Source organism: Streptomyces sp. NPDC090088, from assembly GCF_044747345.1.
GTDB lineage: Bacteria > Actinomycetota > Actinomycetes > Streptomycetales > Streptomycetaceae > Streptomyces.
Map to the genome: position 1 here is coordinate 833550 of NZ_JBIVDZ010000004.1, position 24538 is coordinate 858087.

Here is a 24538-nt window from a genome sequence, read left to right on the forward strand (position 1 = left end):
GGGTTGTGGGGGGGGGGGGGGGCGGGGTTTGGTGGTGGGGGGTCGGCGGCCTGTGCGGGGCCGGCGTGCGGGGGGGGGGGGGGGCCGGGGGGGGCCGCCCCCCCCCGGCGGGGGTGGGTCAGCGACCGTGCACGACCCGTGCGGTCCCCGCCCCGAGGAGCAGCACCGCGGGGACGGCCAGGACCAGCCAGAGGGCCGTGGTGGCGTCGCCGCCGATGAGGGTCGTGAAGTTGGTGAGGACCACCCAGATCACGGCGGCGATGCCGAGCGCGCCGAGGGCGGGGGCGATCAGCGTGTTCCAGCGCCGGGTGTCGAGGCGTTCGCGGCGGAAGAAGACGATCACCGAGACCGAGGTCAGGAAGTACAGCAGCATGCAGGCCAGCACGCCGACGCCGCTGAACCAGGAGAAGAGGGTGAGGACCGGGTCCTTGCCGGCGAGGGCGAAGGGCATCACCAGGAGGACGGCGATCGCCGTCTGGACCAGGCCCGCGACCCACGGCGAGTGCCGGTGGTTGAGGGTGCGCAGCCGGCCCGGCAGCAGGCCCTCGCGGCTCAGCGAGAACAGGTAGCGGTTGGCGGAGTTGTGGAAGGCGAGGATGCCGGCGAAGAGCGAGGTGCCGAGCAGGATCGGCAGTACGTCGTTGACCCAGCCGCCGAACTGGTCGGCGATGGGCGCGAAGACGAAGACCGTGGAGTCGCCGCCGGCCAGGGCCTTGCCCGCGGCCGCGGTGACCTTCGAGGGGCCGTAGGAGGAGACCAGCATCCAGGAGACGAAGGCGAAGAAGCCGGTGACCACGGCGACCGACAGATAGGTGGCCCGGGGGACGGTCTTGTGGGGCTCGCGGGCCTCCTCGCCGTAGATGGCCGTGGCCTCGAAGCCGAACATGGAGGCGACGGCGAACATCAGGGCCACACCGGGCGCGCCCTGGAGCACCGCGCTCGGGGAGAAGGTGCCGCCGAAGTCGAGTCCCTCGGGACCGCCGCCCTTGACGAGGGTGACCAGGGCGAAGACGAGCAGGATGCTGAACTCCGCGAGCACGAACACGGCGAGCACCTTGGCGCCCAGCTCGATCCCGGCGGCGCCCAGCACCTGGACGGCGCCCATGGTCACCAGGGCCCACACCCACCAGGCGATGTGCGCGCCGGAGTAGTGCTCGACCAGCCCGCTGACGGTGAACCCGTAGAGGCCGTACATGGCGGCCTGGACCGTACAGTAGGCGAACAGCGCCACGGCCGCGCTGCCGCTGCCGGTGGTCCGGCCCAGGCCCTTGCCGATGTACGTGTAGAAGGCGCCGGCGTTCACGACATGCCGGCCCATGGCCACGAAGCCCACCGAGAACAGCAGGATCACCGCTCCGGCGATGGCGTAGGCGGCCGGGGCCCCGGCGCCGTTGCCGACCGCCACGGCGATCGGGACGGCGCCCGCGATGCCGGTGAGCGGCGCCTGGGCGGACAGGACGAAGAAGAGGATGCCCAGGACACCCAGGGCGTTGCGTTTGAGGGTGGCCGCGGGGCGGCCCTCCCCGGTCTGCGGAGAGGCGTCGACCGTCTGACTGTCCACTCGGATCACCTGCTGAGGGGAAGGGAGGAGTTTTCGTTTTGAGCCAAACGAGTTGCCTCATGGTGGGCCAGAACTATCCATCCGGCAAGGGGGTGGGGAGGGGAATTTACGCCGCGGAAACCGCCCTGCCCAGGGCATGCCGAACCCCCCGCCCGGACCGCGACGGGGGGTTCAGTGCCGGGCACGCTCAGTCGCGGTTCTCCGCCGGCCGCTCACCCAGGGTGTGCAGCAGCGCACGCAGCTCGGCGAGGGCGGCCTCGGTGTCGGCGCGGTCACCGATGCCCGTGAGCTGGTGCAGCACCAGTCCGTCCAGCGCGGCGAAGACCAGCCGGTTGAACGCCGGGCTCGCGTCGTCGGGCAGTATCCGGGCCAGCTCGCGCTGGGAGGCGCCGAAGTACTCGTCGTACAGCTCCCGGACCTGCGGCAGCAGCTCGGGGCGGCGGCGGGCCTCCAGGAGCAGTTCGTACTGGTACGCCTGCACGTCCGCGTCGTCCTCGACCATGTCCGTCAGCCCGGTCACGAAGTCCTCGGGCTTCCCGGTGCCGGGCTCCAGCAGGCTGCTGCTGAGGCTGAGACGCACCGCGTAGGCGAGGGACTCCTCGATCAGCGCGTCCCGGGAGCCGAAGTGGTGGACGACCAGACCGTGGGTGACCCCGGCCTCCTCGGCCACGGCGCGGTAGGTGAGATGGCGCAGCCCCCGCTGCCCGACGACCCGGACCGCGGCCTTGAGCAGCGCCTCGCGCCCCTCCCCGTACCCGAGCCGCTTGCGCGACCGGGCGTCGGAGGGCTGCGGGGTCCCGGCGGATTCGGTCATGGTCGCGACCCTACCCGCCGGGTCCCGGCGCCTGTCGTGCCGTCTACCTGCGGGGCGCGCGGACGCCACGGAACTCCCAGTCGCCGCCGAGCGCGGTGGACAGCACTTCCTCGGACTCGGTGGGCTGCGCGCCGACGTCGCTGCGGACGGGGGTGGGCCCGGTGACGATGTGGTTGGTCAGCCGCCCGAGCCCCTCCACCTCCACCTCGACGACATCACCCGGCTGGACCGGCCGCGAGTTGGCCGGGGTCCCGGACAGCAGCACGTCACCGGGGTACAGGGTGATGGTCCGGGCGATGTCGGCCACGAGGTAGTGCATGTCCCACTTCATCTCGTCGGTCGAACCGTCCTGGACGACCTCGCCGTTGACGTACGTGCGCAGGCTCTTGCCGTGGAAGTCCCAGTCGGTGACCAGTCCCGGGCCGAGCGGGCACAGCGTGTCCGACCCCTTCACCCGCAGCATGGACCCGGCGTCGGTGTCCCGGAAGTCGTGCAGCCCGTAGTCGTTGGCGATGGTGTACCCGGCGATGTACTCCCCCGCCTCGGCCGGCGAGACGTTCCGCGCGGTCCGCCCGATCACGATGGCGACCTCGCCCTCGTAGTTGAGCCACTTGCAGCCCTCGGGCCGGACGATGGCGCCCTTGTGGGAGTTGAGGGAGGAGGTCGGCTTGTGGAAGTAGGTCGGGGTGTCGGGCAGTTCGATCTGGAACTCGTCCACCCGGCTGCGGTGGTTGAGATGGACGGCGATCACCTTCGACGGCACGACCGGCGGCAGATGCAGGGCGTCCTCGGTCTTCACGCGGCGACCGTCCCCGGCGACGAGTTCGTCCCCGTCGACGGTGACCTGGACGGCGGCGCCGTCCAGGAGGATACGGCGGTATTCGGGCATGGCGGGCCTTCCTAGGAGCGGCGGTGCGGGTTGCGGGGCTCGGCGGTCACGGATGTCTCCGTGCCGGTCCAGCCGTCGGCGGGCCGGTCGAACCAGAGGTGGACCTGGCCGGTGCCGATCGAGTTCTCGTACTCGCCGTACTGCCGGGCCCGGGCGGTGCAGGCCTGCTCGCCGAGGGCGCCGGCCATCATCAGGTAGTGGAAGAACTTCGCCTCGGGCTTGACCTTCCAGAACGCGTCCATGGTGTCCAGGACCTTGTCGTGCCGGCCGTCCTTGAACCACTCGATGCGCTCGTAGTCCGCCTCCCGCGCCTGGGGGGTTCGGATGTGCGCCGGGTCGCTGGCCTCGTGATCCCGCAGCTCGCGCAGCGGCCAGAAGGTGTGCGAGAGCGCGCCGGAGGCGATGAGCAGCACCCGCCGCCCCGGGGTGGCGGCGATCCCGTCGGCGAGCGCCCGCCCCAGCCGCAGATGGTCCTCCATGTCCCCGGTCTGGCAGACCCCGATGGTCACCCACCGCTTGTCGGCCAGCCCCTCCCCCAGGAACTTCCACAGATTGATGGTGGCGTAGTAGATCGGCAGGTACGCGTCGTCGATCGCGGTGATCCAGGTGCCGTGCTTGTCGGCGAACTTCTCCACGTTGCGGGCGAGTTCCGGGTCGCCGGGGAAGTCGTACGGCATCCGGCACATCCCGCGCGGCAGTTCCTCGGAGGTGAACAGCCCGGCCCGCCGCTCCTGGGCGGTGACCACGAACTCGACGGTGGTCGCCCAGTGCGAATCCAGTACGACGACGGTGTCGTAGTCGTCCCGCTCGAACACCTCCCGGCGCAGCTCCCGCAGTCCGGTGACGAGGGTGATCTCCCTGCCCTCGTTCAGCTCCAGCCGGTCCGCCTCCGGCAGCACGACGGTGGGCACGTGGGCGAGCAGCCCCGCCCCGACGATCTCACCCATGGTCCTTCCACCCTCCAGGCGCGGTGACGGTGTTCTTCAGGTCGCAGTAGAAGTCGAAACTCCAGGTACCGCCCTCACGCCCGACACCGGACAGGCGGGAGCCGCCGAAGGGCGCCTGGAGGTCCCGGACGAAGAAGCAGTTGACCCACACGGTGCCGGCGACGAGCCGTGCGGTGACGCGCTCGGCACGCTCCCGGTCGCCGGTGGCCAAGGTGGCGGCGAGCCCGAACCGGGTGTCGTTGGCGAGCCGCACCGCCTCCTCCTCGTCGGCGAAGGTCTGGAGCGTCAGGACCGGCCCGAAGACCTCCTCCTGCACGATCTCGCTGTCCTGCGCGACCTCGGTGAGGAGCGTCGGCGCGTAGTACTGCCCGTCCTCGCGGTGGCCGCCGATGACGGCCCGCGCCCCCGCGTCGACCGCGCGCCGCACGAACCCGTCGATCTTCTCCAGCTGACGGGGATGGATGTTGGGCCCGATGTCGGTGGCCTCGTCACGCGGGTCGCCCTGCTTCAAGGCCGTGGCCTTCTCGACGAACCGCCGCGTGAACTCCTCGGCCACCGATTCCTCGACGAGGAACCGGGTGGCGGCCAGACAGACCTGCCCGGCGTTGTCGTACTGCTCCACCGCGAGGTCCACGGCAAGGTCGAGATCGGCGTCGGCGAACACCAACAGGGGCGATTTGCCGCCGAGTTCGAGGCTGAGCGGGGTGAGGTTGGCGGCGGCCGACACCGCGATCCGCTCAGCCGTCGGCACGGACCCCGTGAAGCTGATCCGCCGCACGTCCGGGTCCGAGGTGAGCGCGTCGCCGATCTCCGCACCGTATCCCTGCACGACATTGAGCACACCGGCGGGGAGCCCCGCCTCGGCGGCGATGTCCGCGAGCAGCGAGGCGGTGAGCGGCGACCACTCGGCGGGCTTGAGCACCACGGTGTTCCCGGCGGCGAGCGCCGGCGCGACCTTCCAGGTGGCCAGCATGAGCGGCGCGTTCCACGGGGTGATCAGCACACAGGGCCCGGCCGGGTCCCAGCTGACGTGGTTGGCGTGCCCCCGGGTCTCGAAGTCCTCGTGCTCCAGCGTCAGCAGCCAGTCCGCGAAGAACCGGAAGTTGTGCGCGACCCGGGGCATGACCCCACGGCGGTGCGAGCGCAGCAACGCCCCGTTGTCCGTGGTCTCGACGATCGCCAGCTCCTCGATCCGCTTCTCGACCCCGTCGGCGATGGCGTGGAGCAGGCGGGCGCGCTCGGCACGCGAGGTGGCGGCCCAGCCGGGGAAGGCCGCCTTGGCAGCGGCGACAGCGGCCCGGGCCTCGGCGGGACCGCCGCGGGCGATCTCGCCGATCGGCTGCCCGTCGATGGGCGAGCTGTCCGTGAACGTCTCGGCGGAAGCGACGCGTTGTCCACCGATCCAGTGCCGGGTGTCGACGGCGACTCCGGCAACGGTGATCTTGTCAGCCATGAGAAGGGTTTCCATTCATACGAAGGGATCTGCCACGTACCTCAGGGGCGCGGGGAACTGCGCGACCAGCCACAACGCACCCGCACCCGACCACGCACCTCACCCCGCGACCACTCCGGACATCCCGCTCTCCAACAGGCGCCCCCCGTCCCACACCACTCCCACCTGCCGGTAGTACGCGGCGATCGGCTCCCGGATCTCCAGCCGGGCCAACTCCTCCGTAGGCGCCTCGAACAGCTCCAGCTCCGCGTCCCCCACCCACGCCTGACCGCCCTCGAAGTCCGCCGCCCCCGACTCGATCAGCTCGTCCAGCGCCAGCCCCTTCCCCTTCTCGATCGACGGCAGCCACCGGTGATGAGCCATCGGATGCCCGTTGACGAACCCGTTCGTCGCGGACGGCTCCCGCAGCGTCACCACCGCCTGCGCCAGCCGCCGGTCCGCCGCGGCCAGCGTCGCCCCGAACCGGGCCCCCGCCTCGATCCGGGGGGCGGGCCCGTAGGGATGCGGCCGTGTCTGGTGGATCGATCCGAGCTTCTTCGGGTACCCCTGGTGCAGCCCCCGGGCGATCGCGAAGTCCTTGTCGACCCAGATGTAGACGCACCGCGAGTACGTCTGCCCCCGGTACGTGCAGCGCACGACCGCGAACGCCTCCTTGTACTGCGCGAGCACCGGGTCGAGCAGTTCCTCCCCCGACGCCGAGCAGGACTGCCAGTCGGCCCAGATCAGCGCGACCGCGCCGGGGTCCTCCTCGGCCAGCTCCAGCGGCTCGGGCAGCAGTTCGCGCACCCGTGCGGGATCCGTCCGGTACTCGACGGTCAGCAGATCGCCGGAGTACCGCCACGGCGGCGAGGGAATCAGCGACGAGGCACCGCTCGCCGTCTTCGGATGGAAGTAACCACGGAGACTGGCCACTTGGGGCTCCTTAAACAGTGAGGGCGGGCTGCCGGAGCAGCTCGGCGCGGTAGCGGGCGGCGGACGCGGCGACGGCCTGCCCGCCGAGGGCGACGACACCGACGAGTCGGCCGTCGCGGTGGTAGCCGACGAGCACGTCCCCGTCGGGGTGGCCGTCGAGGATCCGGACGTCGTCCTGGCCGAGCCCCGGCGCTCCGAAGGACTGGAGCCGGAAGTCGTGCTGGTCGCTCCAGAAGGTGGGCAGCGGCGCGAACGGCGCCGGCTCGGCATCGGAGACCAGCGTCCTCGCCGCGTGCTTGGCGGTGTCGGTCGGAATGCACCAGTGCTCCACCCGGCGGGGGACGCCGTCGTAGCGGGCGTTGGGGAACCGTGCCACATCACCCACCGCGACCACGTCCGGCCGGCCGCCGACCCGCAGGTACTCGTCGGTGAGCACCCCGTCGGTCAGATCCAGTCCGTTGCCGTCGAGCCATTCGGTGTTGGCGACCGACCCGACCGACTCGACGACCACGTCCGCGGGCAGTACGGAACCGTCACTGAGCACCACACCGGTGACCCGGTCGTCACCGGCGAACCCGGCCACCCCGGTCCCCAGCGCGAAGCGCACCCCGCGATCCTCGTGCCGCTTCAGCAGCGCACGTCCGAGAAGCTCCCCGAGCGGCCCGCCCATGGGCAGCGGCAGCGGATCGACGACCGTCACCTCCGCCACGCCGAGCGCCACCGCGGTCGCGGCGACCTCGCAGCCGATGAATCCCGCGCCGACCACGACGACCCGGGCGCCGGGCCGGATCAGCGCCTCGCGCAGGCCCTGGGCGTCGTCGAGGGTGCGGACGGTGTGCCGGCCGGCGGAGGGGCCGGGGCACGCCAGCCGCCGGGGGCGCATGCCGGTGGCGACGACCAGTCCGTCGTAGGACAGCGCGCCGCCGTCGTCGAGCCGTACCGTCCGCTGGTCGAGGTCGGCGGAGACGGCCTTCCTGCCGAGCCGCCACTCGACGTCGGACACGCTCGCGCGCGGCCGGAAGGCGAGGGAGTCGAAGGGGGCCTTGCCGGCCAGGACCTCCTTGGACAGGGGCGGCCGGTTGTAGGGCATGTGCGGTTCGTCGCCGACGAGGGTGATCGCACCGGTCCAGCCGGCCGCGCGCAGCTGTTCGGCGGCGCGCAGGCCGGCCATGGAGGCGCCGGCCACGACGATGCGCGCGTCCACGGTCAGGCCTCGATCCGGATGGCCTGGAGCGGGCAGACGTCCGCCGCTTCCTCGACCTCGTCGCGCAGTGCGTCGTCCGGGTCGGAGACGTGGACGAGGTGGCCCGCGTCGTCCATCGAGAAGACGTCGGGGGCCGCGAAGACGCACTGGCCGTGGTCCTGGCACTTGTTCATGTCGACGACGACCTTCATGGCCGGTCCTCCTGAGGGAGCGGAAGCGAAGGGAGAGAGGAGAAGGGAACGGGCCCGGCCGGTCGTACCGACCGGGCCCTGCCAACGGGTTGCGGCGGACCGCGACCCGAACTCGTTTGGCTTCAAACAAGGTAGGCAGACGTCTCCCCCTGGTCAATACCTATCCGTCTGGATAAATTCTTTCCGTCGCCCTCTTGCGGCAAGCTGCACCCCTGCCTACCGTTTGGCTTCAAACAGCAGGCCGGAGAGCCGCCTCGACCACGCGCCCCGGCTGTCACTCCCCACGCCACCCGCCTCCCGGACCCCGGATTCCCGGTCCCGGAGGCGGTGCCCCGACGTCCGTCCGCCCGAGGAGACAACGGTGAGCGATCAAGACCTGTCAGAAGTCCGCCGGCACCTGGACCGGCTCGCCGCGGACGGCATCGATGTCGTCCGGGTGACCTATCCCGACCTCATCGGCACCGACCGGGCCCGTGATGTGCTGGTGGAGGAGCTGCCCCGTGCCCTGGAGCACGGGCTGGCCTTCTGCCGGGCCGTCTACCACACCAGTCCGCAGGGCGACGTGGTCCCGGTCAGCGGCGGTCTGGACGCGGGCCTGCCGGACATCTCCGTACGGCCGGACCTCGGCACGCTGGTCGCCCTGCCCTGGGAGCCGGGGGTGGCCGCCTGTCTCGCCGACGTCGTCGACCCGGCCACCGGGGCACCGGCTCCCGAGTCGCCCCGCGACCTGCTGCGGTCGGTCCTCGACCGGTGCCGGGAGCACGGGCTGAGCCCGGTCGTCGGCCCCGAGCTGGAGTACTTCCTGTGCGAGCCGGAACCGGGCGGCGGCTGGCGGCGCTACGGCGGCCACCCCGGCGTCGTCTACACGGCCGGGCTGCGCGCCGACCCCGACAACCACCTGCTGCGCACCCTGCGGCAGGTGCGCGACCTCGGGATCGGGGTGCTGAGCGGGAACCACGAGTTCGACGGCGGACAGTTCGAGATCAACCTGCTGCACTCCGAGGCCCTCTCCGCAGCCGACCGCGCGTTCCGCTTCAAGGCCGCGATCAAGGAGCTGGCCCGGCGCGAGGGCCGGCTCGCCACCTTCATGGCGAAGCCCTTCAACGACGCGGGCGGCTCCGGCTTCCACCTGCACCTCTCCTGCACCGACGAGTCGGACGCCCAGGGAGGCAACGCCTTCGACGACCCGTCCGGCGCTTACGGCCTGTCCGCCACCGCCCGGCACGCGATCGCCGGAGTCCTCGCCCACGCCCCCGCCCTGGCCGCGCTGCTCAACCCGACCGTCAACTCGTACAAACGCTTCGGCCCCGACACCCTCGCCCCCTGGCTGATCGACTGGGGTCTGGACAACCGCAGCGCGATGGTCCGCGTCCCGCCGGAGCGCGGGGCCGGTGCCCGGCTGGAACTGCGCCTCGGCGACGCGAGCGCCAACCCCTATCTGGCGATCGCCGCGACCGCGGCCGCCGCCCTGCTCGGCGTGCTGGCCGGCGAGGAGCCGCCCGCGCCGCTGGAGGGCTACGGCTACGACACCGCGAAGGCGGCCGTGCTGCCGATGGACCTGTCCGCCGCGCTGGACGCCCTGGAGGCGGACACCGCGCTCGTCGAGCTGCTCGGCAAGGACTTCACCGACTCCTACCTCTCCTACAAGCGCAACGAGGTCGAACGCTTCCAACGGCATGTCACCGACTGGGAGTTCACCGAGTACGCCTACCACCTGTGAAGGATCACCGATGACCACAGCCACCGGCGTCGAGGCCATGCGCCTCGCCGACGTCGACCTCGCGAACCTCGACCACTTCACCGACGGGGTCACCCCCTGGCGGATGTTCCACACCCTGCGGCACGAGGACCCGGTGCACTGGCAGCCGGAGGAGGCGCCCAACTCCGGTTTCTGGGCGGTCACCCGGCACGCCGACATCGCGCGGGTCGACCGGGACTCCGAGACCTTCACCTCCACCCGGTTCGTGAACCTGGAGGAGCTGGACGAGGACCAGATCAGGAAACGCGCCTCGATCCTGGAGCTGGACGGCGTCCGCCACCGGGCGCTGCGCAGTGTGATCCAGCGGCAGTTCGGCGCCGGTGTCATCAACAGCTACACCGACTTCCTGCGCGGGCTGACCGCGAAGACCCTGGACGCGGCCCTGGCCAAGGGCACCTTCGACTTCGTGAAGGAGGTCTCCGCGGACTTCCCCATCAACGTCCTCGCCCGGCTGCTCGACGTGCCGCCGGAGGACAACCAGCAGCTCATCGACTGGGGCAACCGCATCATCGGCAACACCGACCCCGACTACGCGGACGTCCTGCTGCACAGCGCGGAGAGCGAGAAGTACCGCGATCTGCCGTTCCGCTCCCCCGCCTCGCTCGAAGTCTTCGAGTACGGGCGGGAACTGGCCCGGCAGCGGCGCGGCGGCGAGGGGACGGACCTGGTCTCCAAGCTGGTGAACACCACCCCGCGCGACGGGGTCCCGCTCTCCGCGCGGGACTTCGACAACTACTTCCTGCTCCTGGTGGTGGCCGGCAACGAGACCACCCGGCACACCATCACCCACTCCATGCTGGCCCTCCTCCAGCACCCCGAGCAGCTGGCCCGCCTCAAGGACGACCCGTCGCTGATCCCCACGGCGGTCGAGGAGTTCCTGCGCTGGGCGTCCCCGGTCTACCACTTCCGCCGTACCGCGACCCGCGAGGTCGAGCTGGGCGGCAAGCGGATCCGGGAGGGCGACAAGGTCGTCATGTGGTACGCCTCGGGCAACCGTGACGAGGAGGTCTTCGGGAACCCGTACGACTTCGACGTGGCCCGGCAGAACAACGACCACGTCACCTTCGGCAAGGGCAGCCCGCACCTGTGCCTGGGCAACCTGCTCGCGCGCACCGAGATCCGGATCATGTTCGAGGAGCTGATCCCGCGGCTCGCCGACATCCGGCTGGCCGGCGACGTGCCGCGGGTGCGGTCCAACTTCGTGAACGGCATCAAGAAGCTGCCGGTGGAGGTGACCCTCGCCTGACGGAGGGGTCAGAAACCCCCCACCCACGCGTCCACGGTCGTGACCTCGGCCTGCATCGGGAACACCTTCTCCGTGAGCACCCGGTGCACCTCCGGGTCGGAGTCGAGGCAGCCGTCGGACAGCACGGTGAGTTCGAAGTCGAGGTCGGCGGCCTGGCGCAGGGTGGACAGCACCACCCCGCTGGTGGCGATGCCGGTGAGGACGAGATGGTCGATCCCGCCGGCCCGCAGCACCATGTCGAGGTCGCTGCCGGCGAAGGCACTGACCCGCCGCTTGGTGACCACGGTCTCGCCGGGCGCCGGCGCCACGTCCGGATGGACCTGCGTGGCCCGGTCGTCACCGGCCTTGCGGGTCGCGGCGCCCACCAGCCCCCGGAACATCTTGTTCCGGGGGCTGACCTCCGGGTATCCCGGGCGGAACCCGACCACCGGGTAGATCACCGGAACGCCGGCCGCACGGGCGGCCTCGATCGCCTTGCCCAGGCGTGGGAGGTAATCGGGGTCGGGGAAGCGGTCGACGACGACCTGCTGGACATCCATGACGAGAAGGGCTTGCTGAGGCACCGGCTCTGTTCCTTCCACACGACCGCGTTAGTCATCAAGCGATTACTTGGCAACGTAGCCCCGCTCGGGGACAATGTCAACGAATGATGACTTGACGGTGGGGCCCAGGCCCGCCGAAGGGTCCGCGGTGGTGTTCACGAAAGGAGCCGCTGTGTCATCGCAGGACACGACCGAGCACGGCACGACCGGGCAGAACGCGACCGAGCCGGACACGACCGGGCAGGACGCCGACGGGCCCCGGCGCCGGGACGCCGCGGCGACGCGCCGGGCCCTGCTGCTGGCCGCCCGCACCCGGTTCACCCGGCTGGGGTACGACCGCACGACGCTGCGGGACGTGGCCGCCGACGCGGGGGTGAACCTGGCGCTGATCAAGCGGTACTTCGGCTCCAAGGAGGGCCTGTTCAAGGCCGCGCTGGCCTCGACGCCGAGGTTCCTGGGGGGTGAGGCGGAGTTCCCGCACGGCCGCACCGCCCTCGCGGAGGCGCTCAGCCGTCAGCTGGCGGCCGGGGCCTGGGCGGAGTTCGGCGAGCATCCGGTGCTGATGCTGCTGCGGGACTCCGGCGACGAGCAGGTGGCCGGACTGCGCCGGCGGGCCCTGGAGGAGTTCGGCCGGCAGGTGCTGGAGGCGTCGGGCGCCCCGGCCGCGCCCGACGCCCTGCTGCGGGCGGAACTCCTGGTCGCCCTGGGGGTGGGGGTCGCCGTCGTACGGTCCGCGGTGGGCCTGCGGCCGCTCGCCGACGCGACACCCGAGGACCTGCTGGGCCCGCTCCTCGACGTCGTGGACGGCCTGCTCGGCCCGCGGCCGGACTGACCCCCGCCGGTCACTCGGGCCAGGCGGAGCCCTGGATGACCTCGACGAAGTCACCTCGCCGGAAGCCCGGGACGTAGTGGGCCAGCACATCGGCCTTGACGTTGCCGAAGGTGGTGTCCGGGCGGTCCTGGATACCCTCGGTGAAGGCGGCGAGGATCTGGTTCTTGAAGTCGGGGCGCGGGTGCGCCGCGACGACCGCCGCGCGCTGCTCGTCGGTGACCTCGTGGTAGCCGATGCCCAGCACGTCCAGCTCCACACCCCGGGTGACCAGGGCGATCTCGGGTGCCATGTGCAGTGGGATCTCCGGGGTGGTGTGCAGCGCGATCGCCGTCCAGACCCGGTCCGCGGCCTCCCCGGTGATGCCGTGGGCGCGCAGGAAGGCGCGGGCCTCGTCGGCGCCGTCGATCTCGAAGCGCCGGTCGGTGCGGCGCAGGCTCTTGGTGAGCCCGAGGTCGTGGAACATCGCGCCCACGTAGAGCAGTTCGGGGTCGAAGGCCAGGCCCAGCTCCCGGCCGCGCAGCGAGCCCCACAGGAACACCCGCCGGGAGTGGTCGAACACCAGCGGTGCGGCGATGTCGCGCACCCTCTCGGTGGCCTCCCGCACCAGGGCGGTGTCCGGGATCCGTACACCTGCGATCTCTTCGCTCATCTTCCTCAGCCTCCGTGCCGAACGGGTGATGTGGATCCAGGGTTCTCCGGGGGACGTAGGCTGGGCCATGTCTCTGCCGCCAGGAAAACCACGGATTCGGACATGACGCATCGGGTGGGCTTTGTGGTCTTCGAGGGGGTGACCATGCTCGACGTCAGCGGCCCCTCGGAAGTGCTGCACCAGGCGGGCCGGCTCGCCGCCCCCTACGAGCTGGTGCTGGTCTCCCCCACCGGCGGAACGGTCACCACCTCCGCCGGACCGGCGCTGACCGGCACGGTCCGGGCGGCCGACGCCGGTCCGGTCGACACGGTGCTGGTGGCCGGGGGCGACCGGCTGGCCGAGGGGCCGATCGAGGACGGGCTGCTGGCCGCGGCCCGCGATCTCACCGAGGGGGCACGCCGGGTCGCCTCGGTCTGCACCGGCGCGTTCGTCCTCGGCGAGCTGGGCCTGCTCGACGGCCGCCGGGCCACGACCCACTGGCGGCACGCGGCCGTGTTCGCCCGCCGCTACCCCCGGGTGCGCGTCGAGCCGGACGCCATCCACGTCCGCGACGGGCGGTACGTCACCTCGGCGGGCATCAGCGCGGGCATCGATCTGGCCCTCGCCCTGGTGGAGGACGACCACGGCGCCGACGTGGCCCGGGACATCGCCCGCGAGCTGGTCGTCTTCCTGCAACGCCCGGGCGGGCAGTCGCAGTTCTCGACGGCCGTCACCACGCCTCCGGCCCGCACCGAGCCGCTGCGCACGCTGATCGCGTCCGTGCTCGCCGACCCGGCCGCCGACCACAGCCTGCCCGCCCTGGCCGCGTCCGCCGCCGTCAGCACCCGGCATCTGACCCGGCTGTTCACCGCCGAGCTGGGCACCACGCCCGCGCGCTGGGTCGAGCGGGTCCGTCTGGACCGCGCCCAGCAGCTGCTCCTTGAAGGCCACAGCGTCACCGCCGCCGCCCGGCACAGCGGCCTGGGCACCGACGAGACCCTCCGCCGCGCCTTCGCCCGCCACCTGGGCACGACCCCGACCCACTACCGCAGACGCTTCGCCACCACCGGCCGCCAGAACTGATCATGAAGGCAGCCGACCTGTGCTAGGCTTTAGCCCGTTGCAGTTGTGGTACCCATGAACCTATGTGCGCCTGACGGGACTGTTCATCCTTCAGGCGCATTGTTTGTTTTCCGGCATCTCCGGATGGGGCCATCGCCTACAGAAGGAGAAACTGTCATGGCACAGGGCACTGTGAAGTGGTTCAACTCGGAAAAGGGCTTCGGCTTCATCGAGCAGGACGGCGGCGGTCCGGACGTCTTCGCCCACTACTCGAACATCGCCAGCCAGGGTTTCCGTGAGCTCCAGGAGGGCCAGCGGGTCTCCTTCGACGTCACGCAGGGCCAGAAGGGCCCGCAGGCGGAGAACATCGTCCCCGCCTGATCGCCGGACGCGTATCCGCTGGCCGGGGTCCGCACCGTCATGGTGCGGACCCCGGTTTGTGCTGTTTCCAGGAAGGCAGACCATCGCATGCCCCGCAGGCCCCAGAAGTCGAACCGGCGCGCCGCGTCGCCCTCGCCGTCCCCGTCGGCGCCGAGGGAGTTCCGGCTGCCGGAAGGCACCACCCCCGCGCTTCCCCCCGTCGAGGACTTCGCCGGTCTGGACATGCCCGCCGGGCTGCTGAAGACCCTCACCGCGCAGGGCGTGACCACGCCCTTCCCCATCCAGGCCGCCACCCTGCCGAACTCGCTCGCCGGCCGCGACCTGCTCGGGCGGGGACGCACCGGCTCCGGCAAGACCCTCGCGTTCGGGCTGGCGCTGCTGGCCCGCACGGCCGGACTGCGCGCCCAGCCCAAGGCGCCCCTCGCCCTGGTGCTGGTGCCCACCCGTGAACTCGCCCAGCAGGTGACGGACGCGCTGACCCCCTACGCGACGGCGGTGAACCTCCGCCTGGCCACCGTGGTCGGCGGGCTGTCCATCACCAAGCAGGCCGCCACCCTCCGGCGCGGTGCCGAGGTGGTCGTGGCGAGCCCCGGCCGCCTCAACGACCTCGTGGAACGCGGGGACTGCGTGCTCGACGACGTCCGCATCACCGTGCTGGACGAAGCCGACCAGATGACCGACATGGGGTTCCTGCCGCAGATCACCAAGCTGATCGAGAAGGTACGGCCGGACGGGCAGCGCATGCTCTTCTCCGCCACCCTGGACCGCAACATCGACCGGCTGGTGCAGCGGTTCCTGACCGACCCCGTGGTGCACTCCGTGGACCCGTCGGCGGGCGCGGTGACCACCATGGAGCACCACGTCCTGCACGTGCAGGACGAGACCGACAAGAAGGCCGTCACCACGCGCATCGCGGCCCGTGACGGCCGGGTCATCCTCTTCCTGGACACCAAGCGGTCCGCCGACCGGCTCACCAAGCGGCTGCTGGCCGTCGGTGTCCGCGCGGCGGCCCTGCACGGGGGACGCTCCCAGCCGCAGCGCAACCGCACCCTGGAGCAGTTCAAGAACGGCCAGGTCACCGCGCTGGTGGCGACGAACGTCGCGGCCCGTGGCATACACGTCGACGACCTCGACCTGGTCGTGAACGTCGATCCGCCCGCCGACCACAAGGACTACCTCCACCGGGGCGGCCGCACGGCCCGCGCCGGCGGCTCCGGCAGCGTGGTCACGCTGGTCCTGCCCGAGCAGAAGCGGGAAGTCACCCGGCTCATGTCGGACGCGGGCATCCGCCCCCGGACCGCCCGGGTCACCTCCGGCGACGCGGAACTGGCCACCATCACCGGCGCCCGCGAGCCGTCCGGTGTGGCCGTCACCATCGAGGTCCCGCAGCCGACGCCACCGGCGGAGTCCCGCCCGGCCCGCAAGACCGGCGGACGGCCCTCCCGGCGGCGCCGCGGCGGCGGCGGCGAGGCCCAGACCGTGCCGGGCGGCGGCTCCAGGGCGGGCGGCGAGGGCTCCGCCCGCCGGTCCTCGACCGGGGCGAAGGCCTCCGGCGGCACCCCGGCGACGGGCGAGCGCGGCGCCGCCCGCCGGGCCGGATCCGCCAAGACGACCGGCACCACCCCCGCTGCGGGCGCCCGGAACTCCGCCCGCCGGTCCACCGCGGGTACGGCCGCCCGCGCCGGCTCCGGCAACACCGCGCGGACGTCCGGCCGTCGTACGACGACCCGCAGATCCGCCGGTGACGCCGCCTAGGGACGCTCGTCAGGGTGTCCCGGGCGGCCGGGAGCAGCGCGACAACAATCGAGCAATCAGGTGCTGCTTGACTCTTGTCACGGCTGTGGACGATTGCGTCGGCCGGGCGGGTGCGCAAGAGTATGCCGACTGTCGTACCCAGCAAGCGGGATGCTTCCAGAGGAAGGCAAGCGCGTGAGCCGGATGTCTGTGCGGGGACTCGCGGTCGTCTCGGCCACCGCGGTCACCGCGGTCGGAAGCGTGGCCGGGGTCGCCTCGGCCAGCGGCACCCAGAACGACGACGCGCAGGCCACGGCTCCCGACACCCCCCTGCTCGCGGACATACCCGTGGGCCACCAGGCCCGGGTGCAGACCGCCTCCCTCACGCACCAGGCCGACACCATGGCCGTGCTGGCGGACGCGAGCGCGAGGAAGGACGCCGAGCAGGCCGCCCGGGTGGCGGCGGCCAGAACCGCCGAGGCCAGGATGGCCGATGCCAGGGAACGCGCGGAGGCCAAGGCAGCGGCCGGCGATTCCTCGGCCAGTTTCCCGGTGCGGAGCTCCTACACCGTGGCACAGCTCAAGGCGATGGCCGCGCAGATCGTGGGCACCGGCCAGTTCCAGTGCTTCAGCAACATCGTGGACCACGAGTCCACCTGGAACTACCTGGCGGTCAACCCCTCCTCCGGCGCGTACGGCCTGGTCCAGGCTCTGCCCGGCTCCAAGATGGCCTCCGTCGCCGCCGACTGGCAGACCAACCCGGCCACCCAGATCAAGTGGGGCCTGAACTACATGAACACCACCTACGGCAGCCCCTGCCAGGCCTGGGCCTTCTGGCAGGTCCACCACGCGTACTGAGCCCGTGCTCGGAAGCGCGTAGTACCCCTGTACCACGGGTGGGGCCCCATTCAGCCCCCGGTACGACCGGTTCGGACCGATCACGGACTTAGCGTGGCTCAGAGGCGTCGGTTGTGAGGGACGCCGAGCCCGAGAGAAAGAGCTCCGATGATCGACGCACGGCAGCTGACCAAGAGATACGGCGAGAAGACGGCCGTCGACGGCCTGGAATTCGTCGTGAAGCCGGGTACTGTGACCGGCTTCCTGGGCCCCAACGGCGCGGGGAAGTCCACGACGATGCGCATGATCGTCGGCCTGGACGCCCCCACGAGCGGTTCCGTCACGGTGAACGGCCGGCGCTATGCCCGGCACCGGGCCCCGCTGCAGGAGGTCGGTGCCCTGCTGGAGGCCAAGTCGGTCCATCCGGGCCGTTCGGCCTACCACCACCTCAGGGCGCTGGCGCTCACCCACGGCATCCCGCGCCGCCGGGTCGAGGAGGTCATCGAGCTCGCCGGGCTGGGCAGTGTGGCGAAGAAGCGGGCCGGTGCCTTCTCGCTCGGCATGGGCCAGCGGCTCGGGATCGCCGCGGCCCTGCTGGGCGATCCGCAGACCGTGATGCTGGACGAGCCCGTCAACGGGCTGGACCCCGAGGGCGTGCTCTGGATCCGCAACCTGCTGACCTCGCTCGCCGGGGAAGGGCGCACGGTGTTCGTGTCGTCGCACCTGATGAGCGAGATGGCGCTGGTGGCGGACCATCTGATCGTCGTCGGCCGGGGCCGGCTGCTCGCCGACACGACCGTGGGCGACCTGGTGCGCGAGGCGGGCGGCGACACCGTGCACGTGGCCACGCAGGACCCGGCACGGCTGCGGGACGTCCTGGCCGGTCCGGAGATCGGGATCGAAGGGCGCATCGGTTCGGAGGAGCTCCTGGTGACCGGGCTCAGCGCCCGGGAGATCGGGCTGAAGGCCGCCGAGCACGGGATCGCCCTGTTCCAGCTGAGCACCCGCCAGATGTCGCTGGAGCAGGCCTTCATGGACCTGACCAAGGATGCCGTGGAGTACCACGGCGCCACGACCACGACCGAGACCGCCGAGAGCGCCGAGCCCGTCGGGAGCACCGCATGAGCACCCTCACCGCCACGACCCCCGACGCGCCGGTCGCCGGGGCCGCCCGCCCCGCCCACCGGGTGACCGGACGGCGGGTGCTGGCCTCGGAGTGGGCCAAGCTCTGGACCCTGCGGTCCACCTGGATCACCCTCGGGCTGGGGCTGCTGTTCCTGGTCGCGTTCGGGCTGATCGCGTCGAGCCGGTACAAGTCCGCCATCGGCTCCGCCCACATGGACCCGGACTTCGCCCGCTCGACCGCCGTGCGCCTGTCGTTGTTCGGTACGAACTTCGCGCAGCTGGCGTTGGGCGTCCTCGGCGTGCTGGTCACGGCCGGCGAGTACTCGACCGGCATGATCCGCTCCACCATGGCGGCGGTGCCGCGCCGGCTGCCGGTGCTGTGGTCCAAGGCGACCGTGTTCGGCCTGGTCGCCCTGGCCGTCTCCACGGTCGGTGTGTTCGTCGCCTTCTTCTTCGGCAGCCGGATCGTCTCCGGCACGCCCGCCGCGATGGACTTCTCGCACGCCGGGGTCGTACGGAGCCTGCTGGGCGCCGGTCTCTACCTCGGTCTGGTCGGCGTGATCGGCACCGCGCTGGGCGCGCTGCTGCGGTCGGTGGCCGGCGGCATCTCGGTCCTGGTCGCCACGCTGATGCTGATCCCCGGGCTGATCTCGCTGCTGCCCAGCTCCTGGCAGGACGACATCAGCCCCTACCTGCCGAGCAACGCGGGCGGGTCGATGTTCGCCCTGACCCACGACACCACCAGTCTCTCCCCCGGTGCCGGACTGCTGGTCTTCCTCGGCTGGACCGCGCTCGCCCTCGCCGGGGCGGCCTACCGGCTGCTGCGCAGCGACGTGTGACGACCATGGCCTGGCCCGCCCGCACGCGGACTGAGCGGCTTCAGCGGGCGATGGTCCGCGCGCCGTGCTCGCGCAGGGGGCCGACCTGCCGACCGCCCTCCTGGCAGGCGTCGAGGATCCGGGGCAGGGCGGTGAGGGTGGTGCGCCAGGAGCCGGTGGCGGAGGTGCAGTCGGAGTCGTGGAGCAGGATGGTGCCGCCGCCGCGCAGGTCGCGCAGGACGGTGTCGTACACCGAGCGCGGGGTGGCCCGGCGGCGCCAGTCCTCGCCCCAGCAGGTCCACAGCACGGGGGTCAGCCCGAGGCGACGGCTGGCCAGATGGGCGGAGGTGGTCATCACCCCGTACGGGGGCCGGAACAGCGTCGGCGGGTGACCGGTGGCGGCGGCGACCGCGTCACGGGCGCGGGCGAGGTCCTCGTAGGTGGCGCGGGGCCCGCGCAGCAGCAGGGGTCGGTGGTGCCAGCCGTGGACGGCGATCTCGTGCCCGGCGTCGGTCATCTCCCTGGCCAGGCCGGGCGAGCGGACCAGCATCGACCCGAGCAGGAAGAAGGTGGCACGCACCCCGCGGGCGTCGAGGAGACGGAGGAAGTGCGGGGTGGACAGGTGGTCGGGGCCGTCGTCGAAGGTGAGGGCGATGTGGTCGGGACGGCCCTGTCCGGACAGCTTGGGCATGATCCTGTTGCGCAGCGGGCCGAAGGTGGACGCCACGGGCGCGGCGTGCAGGGCGGCGAGCGCGGGCAGCGCCGCGGCCGAGGCGAGCGCGCCGGCCCGGGCGAGGCGGGCGGCGGTCATCGGCCGTCTCCGTCCAGGTAGTGGGCGACGGTGGTGAAGCGGGCGGGGGCCTCGGAGTAGGCGTAGGCGAGTGGGGCGGCCACGCCGAGGGAGACGGTGGCCGCCGTGGCGGCGGCGGTCAGGACGAGTCGCCGCCCGCCTCGGAAGCGCTTCGGTGCGGGCCGTGCGGCGGGCGTGGGCAGTGGCCCGGTGCTGACGGCCGCGAGCGGGGGCGGTGGCAGTGGCCCGGTGGCGACGGCAGCGGCGGCGATGGCGGGTACCGGGCCTGGGGCGGAGCGGTGCAGGGCGAGTCCGGCCGCACGCTGGTTCTCACCGCGCGGTCCGTGGAGAAGCTCTGCCAGGAGCGGGCCGAGGTCGGCCGGGTCGCGGATCCAGGCCGCGAGGCCCGCCTCGTCCAGGGCGGCGGCGTTGGTCTGGCCGTGGCCCGGTATGCAGCGGTAGCTCGCCACCGGCAGTCCGGCGGCGAACGCCTCCAGGGAGGTCAGCCCGCCGGCGTTCTGGACCAGCACGTCGCAGGCGTGCATCAGGCCCGGCATGTCGTCCACCCACCCGAAGGCGTGCTCGATGCCGTCCCGGCGGAGCTGCTCCGCGAGGGCCTCGTTGCGTCCGCAGACCACCACCGGCACCGCGACCCCGGTCCGCTGGATCTCGGCGGCGGCCCGCCGCACCGGGCCGACGCCCCACGAACCGGCGACCAGCAGGGCGAGGGTCGCGTTCGCGGGCAGGGCGAACCGGGCGCGGGCGGCGGCCTGTTGACCGGCGGTGGCGGGGGCGAAGCGCCGGTCGGTGACGGGGCCGGCGACGGTGACGGCCGTCGCGCCCCGGGCGTGGGCCTGGGCGGCCGGTACCGGGTGCACGGCCAGGTGCGCGTCGATGCCGGGAGCCACCCACAGCGCGTGGACGGAGAAGTCGGTCAGGTAGGTGAAGGCCGGGACCGTCAGGAGTCCGCGCCGGCGCAGCGCGCCCAGGACCTGGCCGGCTCCCGGGTAGGTCGAGACCACCGCGCGGGTGTCCGGTGCCAGCGCCCGCAGGGTGCGCCGCTCGGCGGCACGGAACAGGGCCCGCCACCCGATGCCGGGGCGCGCCGCCTGGTCCGTGGCCGCGTACAGGCGCTGATAGCCCTCCGGCATCCAGGTCAGCAGGCGGTGGTAGGTACCGCAGAGCAGACGGCCGGTCCGGGCGGGGAGCAGGTCGAGGAAGTCGTGCCGGTCCACCAGGAATCCGTGCTCGGCCAGCCGCTGGGCCAGCCCTTCGGCGGCGCCGTCGTGTCCCGCGCCGACACCGGCGGAGATGATCGCGATCCGGCCGGCGGTCGAGCCCTGCGGCGGTGCGGCGGCGGACGGCGAGGGCGCCGACTGCGGCACCAGGTCGTCGCGGTGGGGCACGGTCGATCAGCCTCCTGACGGGATACGGGGCACGGCCGGGCACGCTCCGGGCCGGACGGCACCGCGGGCAGGCCGAGGCAGCGCTGACGCGCGCACCGGGCCACACATCGACCTCGGTGGCGCCGACAGTGAAGCTACTACATGATGTAGAACTTAGGAAACGATCACGTCGTGGCCGCCGATGTCGGCCGCAACGCACCCGCGCAGCACGCGACCGGGACGGCGGAGGCCGCCGGGCCACCCCCGGCGATCACACACGGCACCCGTACGCCGTCGCGACGCAGATCACCGGCCGGCGCCAGGAGCAACCGCACGCGGCCGGGGCGGGTCCGCCGACCGGGCTGACGTGCGCGGTCTCGCCCCAGCCGATCCCCCCGCCCGGCCGCACCGGGACGCGTCGGACCACGGTGAACACGGCCCCCGCCGCGACGAAACGTCCCGGGTGGGCAGATGTCGTACGCACGGTCGGGGCGTCGCCACGCCGTCACCTACTACAAGATGTAGACATGAAGGCACCCTACCCGGCGCAGTGTCGACGAGAGGTCCGCTTCCGCCCGTGCCGGTGTCAGCCGAAGACCGGGTTCGCGAGGTCGAGCACCATCCGGTTCCCCCAGTCGTTGGTGAAGACGGCGCTCGTGCCGTCGTAGCGCACTCCGACGAACAGGTTGGAGCGGAACATCACGGCGACCCACCTCAAGGAGCGGTCGGCGTCGAGGCGGGCCAGGTGGCCGATGTTGCCCATCCCGCCGCCGCCCCCGCCGGTCACCCACCCCGATCCGTCCGGCAGCGGGCTCTCGAAGCAGGTGTCGACCTCGTCGACGCCGTGCTCCTCGATGGCCCGGGCCACATCGAAGGGCCCACCGACGCGGAAGGGGACCGGCTGCCCGGCATCCGGGTGGTACGCGCCCGGACCCTCGACACGCCATTCCAGACCCGTGTCGTCCGGCCGGTACAGGCCGTCACGGGACGGCATCTCCCCGGCCTGCCAGAGCCCTTCGACCCTCCCCATGGGCGGAACCGCTCGTCTAGGGGTGGTCGTGAGCGGCACAGCAGGGACCCGGTCCGTGCCCGTGGTCGGCCGCCGGTGGCATGCCCGCGATGTCGGCGTGAGTCGCGCACTGCGCCCGCTGCGCGCTGTCCAGCATCCGGTCGCTGTCGGACGCGGCGTTGGCCAGGCTCGCGCAGCAGCAGCACACGGCCAGCAGCAGGCCGCCCAGCACCAGGGGAAGGCTCCTGCGGGCGGGCGGTGGGGCCAGCAGGGCCCGCACCCGCTGCGGCACCGCTCCGCCGGTCACCGCGAGCGCGGCGGGGCGGGGCGACCCGGCGGACGCGAGTGCGGCGCGGCCGACGGCGTGGGCGACGACACGGCGGTCGCCGACCCGCTGCGCGGCCTCCTCGTCGGCCCAGCGTTCGAGGACGAACCCACCGGTGACGGCCACGGGCCGCAGCAGGGGGTTCAGCGCGGCCGTGAGCCGCCACAGGCTCTGGAAGACATGGTGACGGCCCCGCAGATGTGCCCGCTCATGGGCGAGCAGGGCCTCCCGCTCGTGGTCGCCGAGGCAGCGCAGCATGCCCCGGGAGACCACGATCCGGCCCGGGGCCCCGGGCAGCGCGAAGGCCAGCGGGACCGCGTCGTCGATCACGGCCAGCTCCAGGTCCCCGTCCAGTCGCGCGCACTCCGCCCGCGCCCAGGCCAGGTGGCGGAACTGCCGTACGGCGGCCACGCCCAGCGCGACGACACCCGCGGCCAGCAGCAGCGCGCTGCCGGCCGCGACGACGAAGTACACCGGGTCCTGGGCCCGCAGCGCCGTCACCGACCAGCGGCCCTCCTCGGCCACTTCGGGAATCAGCGCCACTCCGGAGAAGGCCAGCAGGGCCAGCGACCCCGTCCAGCCGACGGCCGTGACCAGCGCGGCACAGGCCAGCGCCCAGGCGGCCGGGCGCGGGGGCAGCCTGCGTGCCACGCCGGGCGCGAGCACCGCGAGCGCGACGCTCACGAGGAGCGGGACGTAGACGCTGATCCGCACCGGCTCACCGCTTCCCGTGGCCGCGCTTGTTCTCGGGCTCGTCGTGCCCGGACAGCAGTTGCTGCAGCACGTGCTCGTCCTGCGCGGACAGTTCCGAGACGAAGCGGGCGAGCACCGCCTCGCGGTCGGAGCCGCCCTCCAGCAGGGTGTGCATCCGCCGGGCGGTGTGGGACGCCTCGTCCCGGGTCGGTTCGTAGGCGTAGCCGCGGCCCTCGCGGTGCCGGACGAGCATGCCCTTGTCGTACAGCCGGGACAGGATGGTCAGGACGGTGGTGTAGGCCAGATCACCCGGCAGCCGTTCGCGGACCTCGCGTGCGGTCTGCGGGCCGTCGGCGGCCCAGAGCGCGGCGAGGACATCGCCCTCCAGTTCGCCGCGTGCCCGCCTGCCGGATGCTTCCTGGGCTTCGTCGCCGCCTCGGTCCGCCACCGTCCGCCTTCCTTCGCCGTCGTCGCGCACAGCCTACCCGCACGCCTCCTACGGACCGTAGGAGGCGAGTTCCGGGCCGGGAACCGTGGACTCAGGCCGCGGTCCGGGTGGTCTGCCGGGACCGCGCCACGTCCTTGCGGGTGACCGCCAGGTACACCACCAGGGCGAGGACGGCGGCGAGGAACAGCGCGCCCGTGAGGACGGTGCCCAGGCCCAGGCCGCCGTCGCCGGCCGGCTGCGAGAGGTAGGCGCCGATGGAGGCGCCGAGCGGGCGGGTGAGGACGTAGGCGATCCAGAAGCTCCACACCGCGTCCAGGTCGAGCGCGAAGTGGGCGAGCGCGACCGCGGCGATGACCAGGCCGAAGAGGACCGCCGACAGCCAGTGGCCGAAGTCCATCCGCTCGCGGACCAGGTCGCCGGCCGCGGTACCGAGCGCGAACGTGCACAGGACGGCGAGCCAGTAGAAGAATTCACGGCCCGTGGTGTCGATGCTGTGGAGGGCCAGCGTCCGCTCCCGCCGGTACCAGACCACGAAGACGGCCCCGAGGACGATCGCGAAGACGCCGGTACTGGTCTCCAGCGGCACCCTCATGTCGTCGGTGAGGTTGTCGCTGATCAGGGTGCCGGCGACGCTGATCAGCGCGACGGCCGTCCAGTACACGCCGGCCCGGCAGGAACGGGCGCGGAACTGCGCGACCAGGACGACCGCCAGCAGGGCGCCCGTCAGCACCGACACCCCGGCCGGGCCGAGCCCGGCCCTCTCGTCGAGCAGGTCGGCGGCCGTCTCCCCGACCGTCGTGCACAGCACCTTGATGATCCAGAAGTAGACGGTGACCTCGGGCACCTTGTTCCAGCGCGACCGGCGGCCCGGGGACGCCGCGGTGTCGGCCAGGTCCGGCACGGGGGTCTGTGACGTCTCGTGTGCCATGGGCACCGACCGTGCCACCCGTCAC

General features: G+C 72.4%; 25 protein-coding genes. 9 read left to right on the plus strand and 16 right to left on the minus strand.

The window, feature by feature from the left end; translation table 11 throughout:
* Positions 1 to 118: 118 nt before the first annotated feature.
* From ACIPSJ_RS23605 to ACIPSJ_RS23640, 8 genes are all read right to left on the minus strand, one after another.
* Entirely contained in the window at positions 119 to 1561 is a 1443-nt protein-coding gene (locus tag ACIPSJ_RS23605) for an APC family permease (protein ID WP_401348502.1), read from the minus strand.
* Positions 1562 to 1748: 187 nt separating this feature from the next.
* Complete coding sequence (locus tag ACIPSJ_RS23610) at positions 1749 to 2375, minus strand: TetR/AcrR family transcriptional regulator (protein ID WP_401348505.1); 627 nt, start codon at positions 2373 to 2375, stop codon at positions 1749 to 1751.
* A 43-nt stretch (positions 2376 to 2418) separates the two neighbouring features.
* Entirely contained in the window at positions 2419 to 3264 is an 846-nt protein-coding gene (locus tag ACIPSJ_RS23615) for a fumarylacetoacetate hydrolase family protein (protein WP_401348507.1), read from the minus strand.
* 11 nt (positions 3265 to 3275) lie between these two features.
* A complete protein-coding gene (locus ACIPSJ_RS23620; RefSeq protein ID WP_401348509.1) occupies positions 3276 to 4211 on the minus strand; it encodes a 3,4-dihydroxyphenylacetate 2,3-dioxygenase in 936 nt (311 codons plus the stop codon).
* Positions 4204 to 5664: an aldehyde dehydrogenase gene (locus ACIPSJ_RS23625; protein ID WP_401348512.1), complete on the minus strand. Its 1461-nt coding sequence runs from the start codon at positions 5662 to 5664 to the stop codon at positions 4204 to 4206. The genes ACIPSJ_RS23620 and ACIPSJ_RS23625 overlap by 8 nt, the downstream gene beginning before the upstream one ends.
* A 99-nt stretch (positions 5665 to 5763) precedes the next feature.
* A complete protein-coding gene (locus ACIPSJ_RS23630) occupies positions 5764 to 6576 on the minus strand; it encodes an acetoacetate decarboxylase family protein (protein WP_359222726.1) in 813 nt (270 codons plus the stop codon).
* 10 nt (positions 6577 to 6586) lie between these two features.
* Positions 6587 to 7780 (minus strand): NAD(P)/FAD-dependent oxidoreductase, encoded by a 1194-nt coding sequence (locus tag ACIPSJ_RS23635; RefSeq protein WP_401348514.1) that lies wholly within the window; start codon positions 7778 to 7780, stop codon positions 6587 to 6589.
* A 2-nt stretch (positions 7781 to 7782) separates the two neighbouring features.
* Complete coding sequence (locus ACIPSJ_RS23640; protein ID WP_355729126.1) at positions 7783 to 7971, minus strand: ferredoxin; 189 nt, start codon at positions 7969 to 7971, stop codon at positions 7783 to 7785.
* A gap of 361 nt (positions 7972 to 8332) precedes the next feature.
* Here ACIPSJ_RS23640 and ACIPSJ_RS23645 point away from each other — a divergent pair, with 361 nt between their 5' ends.
* Together ACIPSJ_RS23645 and ACIPSJ_RS23650 are read left to right on the plus strand one after the other, a co-directional pair.
* Positions 8333 to 9691 (plus strand): glutamine synthetase family protein, encoded by a 1359-nt coding sequence (locus ACIPSJ_RS23645; RefSeq protein ID WP_401348517.1) that lies wholly within the window; start codon positions 8333 to 8335, stop codon positions 9689 to 9691.
* A 10-nt stretch (positions 9692 to 9701) separates the two neighbouring features.
* A complete protein-coding gene (locus ACIPSJ_RS23650; RefSeq protein ID WP_401348519.1) occupies positions 9702 to 10976 on the plus strand; it encodes a cytochrome P450 in 1275 nt (424 codons plus the stop codon).
* Between the two features lie 8 nt (positions 10977 to 10984).
* Here ACIPSJ_RS23650 and ACIPSJ_RS23655 read toward each other — a convergent pair whose 3' ends face one another.
* Positions 10985 to 11539: a cysteine hydrolase gene (locus ACIPSJ_RS23655; RefSeq protein WP_359222730.1), complete on the minus strand. Its 555-nt coding sequence runs from the start codon at positions 11537 to 11539 to the stop codon at positions 10985 to 10987.
* A 151-nt stretch (positions 11540 to 11690) separates the two neighbouring features.
* On the opposite strand from ACIPSJ_RS23655, the gene ACIPSJ_RS23660 reads away from it, so the two are divergent.
* Positions 11691 to 12350, plus strand: a complete 660-nt coding sequence (locus ACIPSJ_RS23660; protein ID WP_401348522.1) for a TetR/AcrR family transcriptional regulator — start codon at positions 11691 to 11693, stop codon at positions 12348 to 12350.
* A 10-nt stretch (positions 12351 to 12360) separates the two neighbouring features.
* Here the strand turns inward: ACIPSJ_RS23660 and ACIPSJ_RS23665 are convergent, their stop codons facing one another.
* Positions 12361 to 12999: an HD domain-containing protein gene (locus ACIPSJ_RS23665; protein ID WP_401348525.1), complete on the minus strand. Its 639-nt coding sequence runs from the start codon at positions 12997 to 12999 to the stop codon at positions 12361 to 12363.
* Between the two features lie 102 nt (positions 13000 to 13101).
* Between ACIPSJ_RS23665 and ACIPSJ_RS23670 the strand changes: the two genes are divergently transcribed.
* From ACIPSJ_RS23670 to ACIPSJ_RS23695, 6 genes are all read left to right on the plus strand, one after another.
* Complete coding sequence (locus tag ACIPSJ_RS23670; protein ID WP_401348527.1) at positions 13102 to 14061, plus strand: GlxA family transcriptional regulator; 960 nt, start codon at positions 13102 to 13104, stop codon at positions 14059 to 14061.
* Between the two features lie 156 nt (positions 14062 to 14217).
* A complete protein-coding gene (locus tag ACIPSJ_RS23675; RefSeq protein ID WP_355727909.1) occupies positions 14218 to 14421 on the plus strand; it encodes a cold-shock protein in 204 nt (67 codons plus the stop codon).
* An 87-nt stretch (positions 14422 to 14508) separates the two neighbouring features.
* On the plus strand, positions 14509 to 16176 hold the full coding sequence (locus ACIPSJ_RS23680; protein ID WP_401348531.1) for a DEAD/DEAH box helicase: 1668 nt from the start codon (positions 14509 to 14511) through the stop codon (positions 16174 to 16176).
* Positions 16177 to 16350: 174 nt separating this feature from the next.
* Positions 16351 to 17013, plus strand: a complete 663-nt coding sequence (locus ACIPSJ_RS23685) for a transglycosylase SLT domain-containing protein (RefSeq protein WP_359222735.1) — start codon at positions 16351 to 16353, stop codon at positions 17011 to 17013.
* 147 nt (positions 17014 to 17160) lie between these two features.
* Positions 17161 to 18117, plus strand: a complete 957-nt coding sequence (locus tag ACIPSJ_RS23690) for an ATP-binding cassette domain-containing protein (protein ID WP_401348535.1) — start codon at positions 17161 to 17163, stop codon at positions 18115 to 18117.
* The gene (locus tag ACIPSJ_RS23695) at positions 18114 to 18956 is read left to right on the plus strand and encodes an ABC transporter permease (protein WP_359222737.1); all 843 of its coding nucleotides are present in this window, start codon (positions 18114 to 18116) and stop codon (positions 18954 to 18956) included. The genes ACIPSJ_RS23690 and ACIPSJ_RS23695 overlap by 4 nt, the downstream gene beginning before the upstream one ends.
* A gap of 40 nt (positions 18957 to 18996) precedes the next feature.
* Here ACIPSJ_RS23695 and ACIPSJ_RS23700 read toward each other — a convergent pair whose 3' ends face one another.
* The 6 genes from ACIPSJ_RS23700 to ACIPSJ_RS23725 all read right to left on the minus strand — a co-directional run bounded on the left by ACIPSJ_RS23700 (position 18997) and on the right by ACIPSJ_RS23725 (position 24513).
* Positions 18997 to 19746 carry a polysaccharide deacetylase family protein gene (locus ACIPSJ_RS23700; protein ID WP_401348538.1) on the minus strand — a complete coding sequence of 250 codons (750 nt, stop codon included), beginning with the start codon at positions 19744 to 19746 and terminating at the stop codon, positions 18997 to 18999.
* Complete coding sequence (locus ACIPSJ_RS23705) at positions 19743 to 21131, minus strand: glycosyltransferase (protein ID WP_401348541.1); 1389 nt, start codon at positions 21129 to 21131, stop codon at positions 19743 to 19745. The genes ACIPSJ_RS23700 and ACIPSJ_RS23705 overlap by 4 nt, the downstream gene beginning before the upstream one ends.
* A gap of 565 nt (positions 21132 to 21696) precedes the next feature.
* Positions 21697 to 22140, minus strand: a complete 444-nt coding sequence (locus ACIPSJ_RS23710; RefSeq protein ID WP_401348543.1) for a hypothetical protein — start codon at positions 22138 to 22140, stop codon at positions 21697 to 21699.
* Between the two features lie 16 nt (positions 22141 to 22156).
* Entirely contained in the window at positions 22157 to 23158 is a 1002-nt protein-coding gene (locus ACIPSJ_RS23715) for a M56 family metallopeptidase (protein ID WP_401348546.1), read from the minus strand.
* Positions 23159 to 23162: 4 nt separating this feature from the next.
* Positions 23163 to 23585 carry a BlaI/MecI/CopY family transcriptional regulator gene (locus ACIPSJ_RS23720; RefSeq protein WP_359222742.1) on the minus strand — a complete coding sequence of 141 codons (423 nt, stop codon included), beginning with the start codon at positions 23583 to 23585 and terminating at the stop codon, positions 23163 to 23165.
* 91 nt (positions 23586 to 23676) lie between these two features.
* Positions 23677 to 24513 (minus strand): hypothetical protein, encoded by an 837-nt coding sequence (locus ACIPSJ_RS23725; protein ID WP_401348549.1) that lies wholly within the window; start codon positions 24511 to 24513, stop codon positions 23677 to 23679.
* Positions 24514 to 24538: the final 25 nt, after the last annotated feature.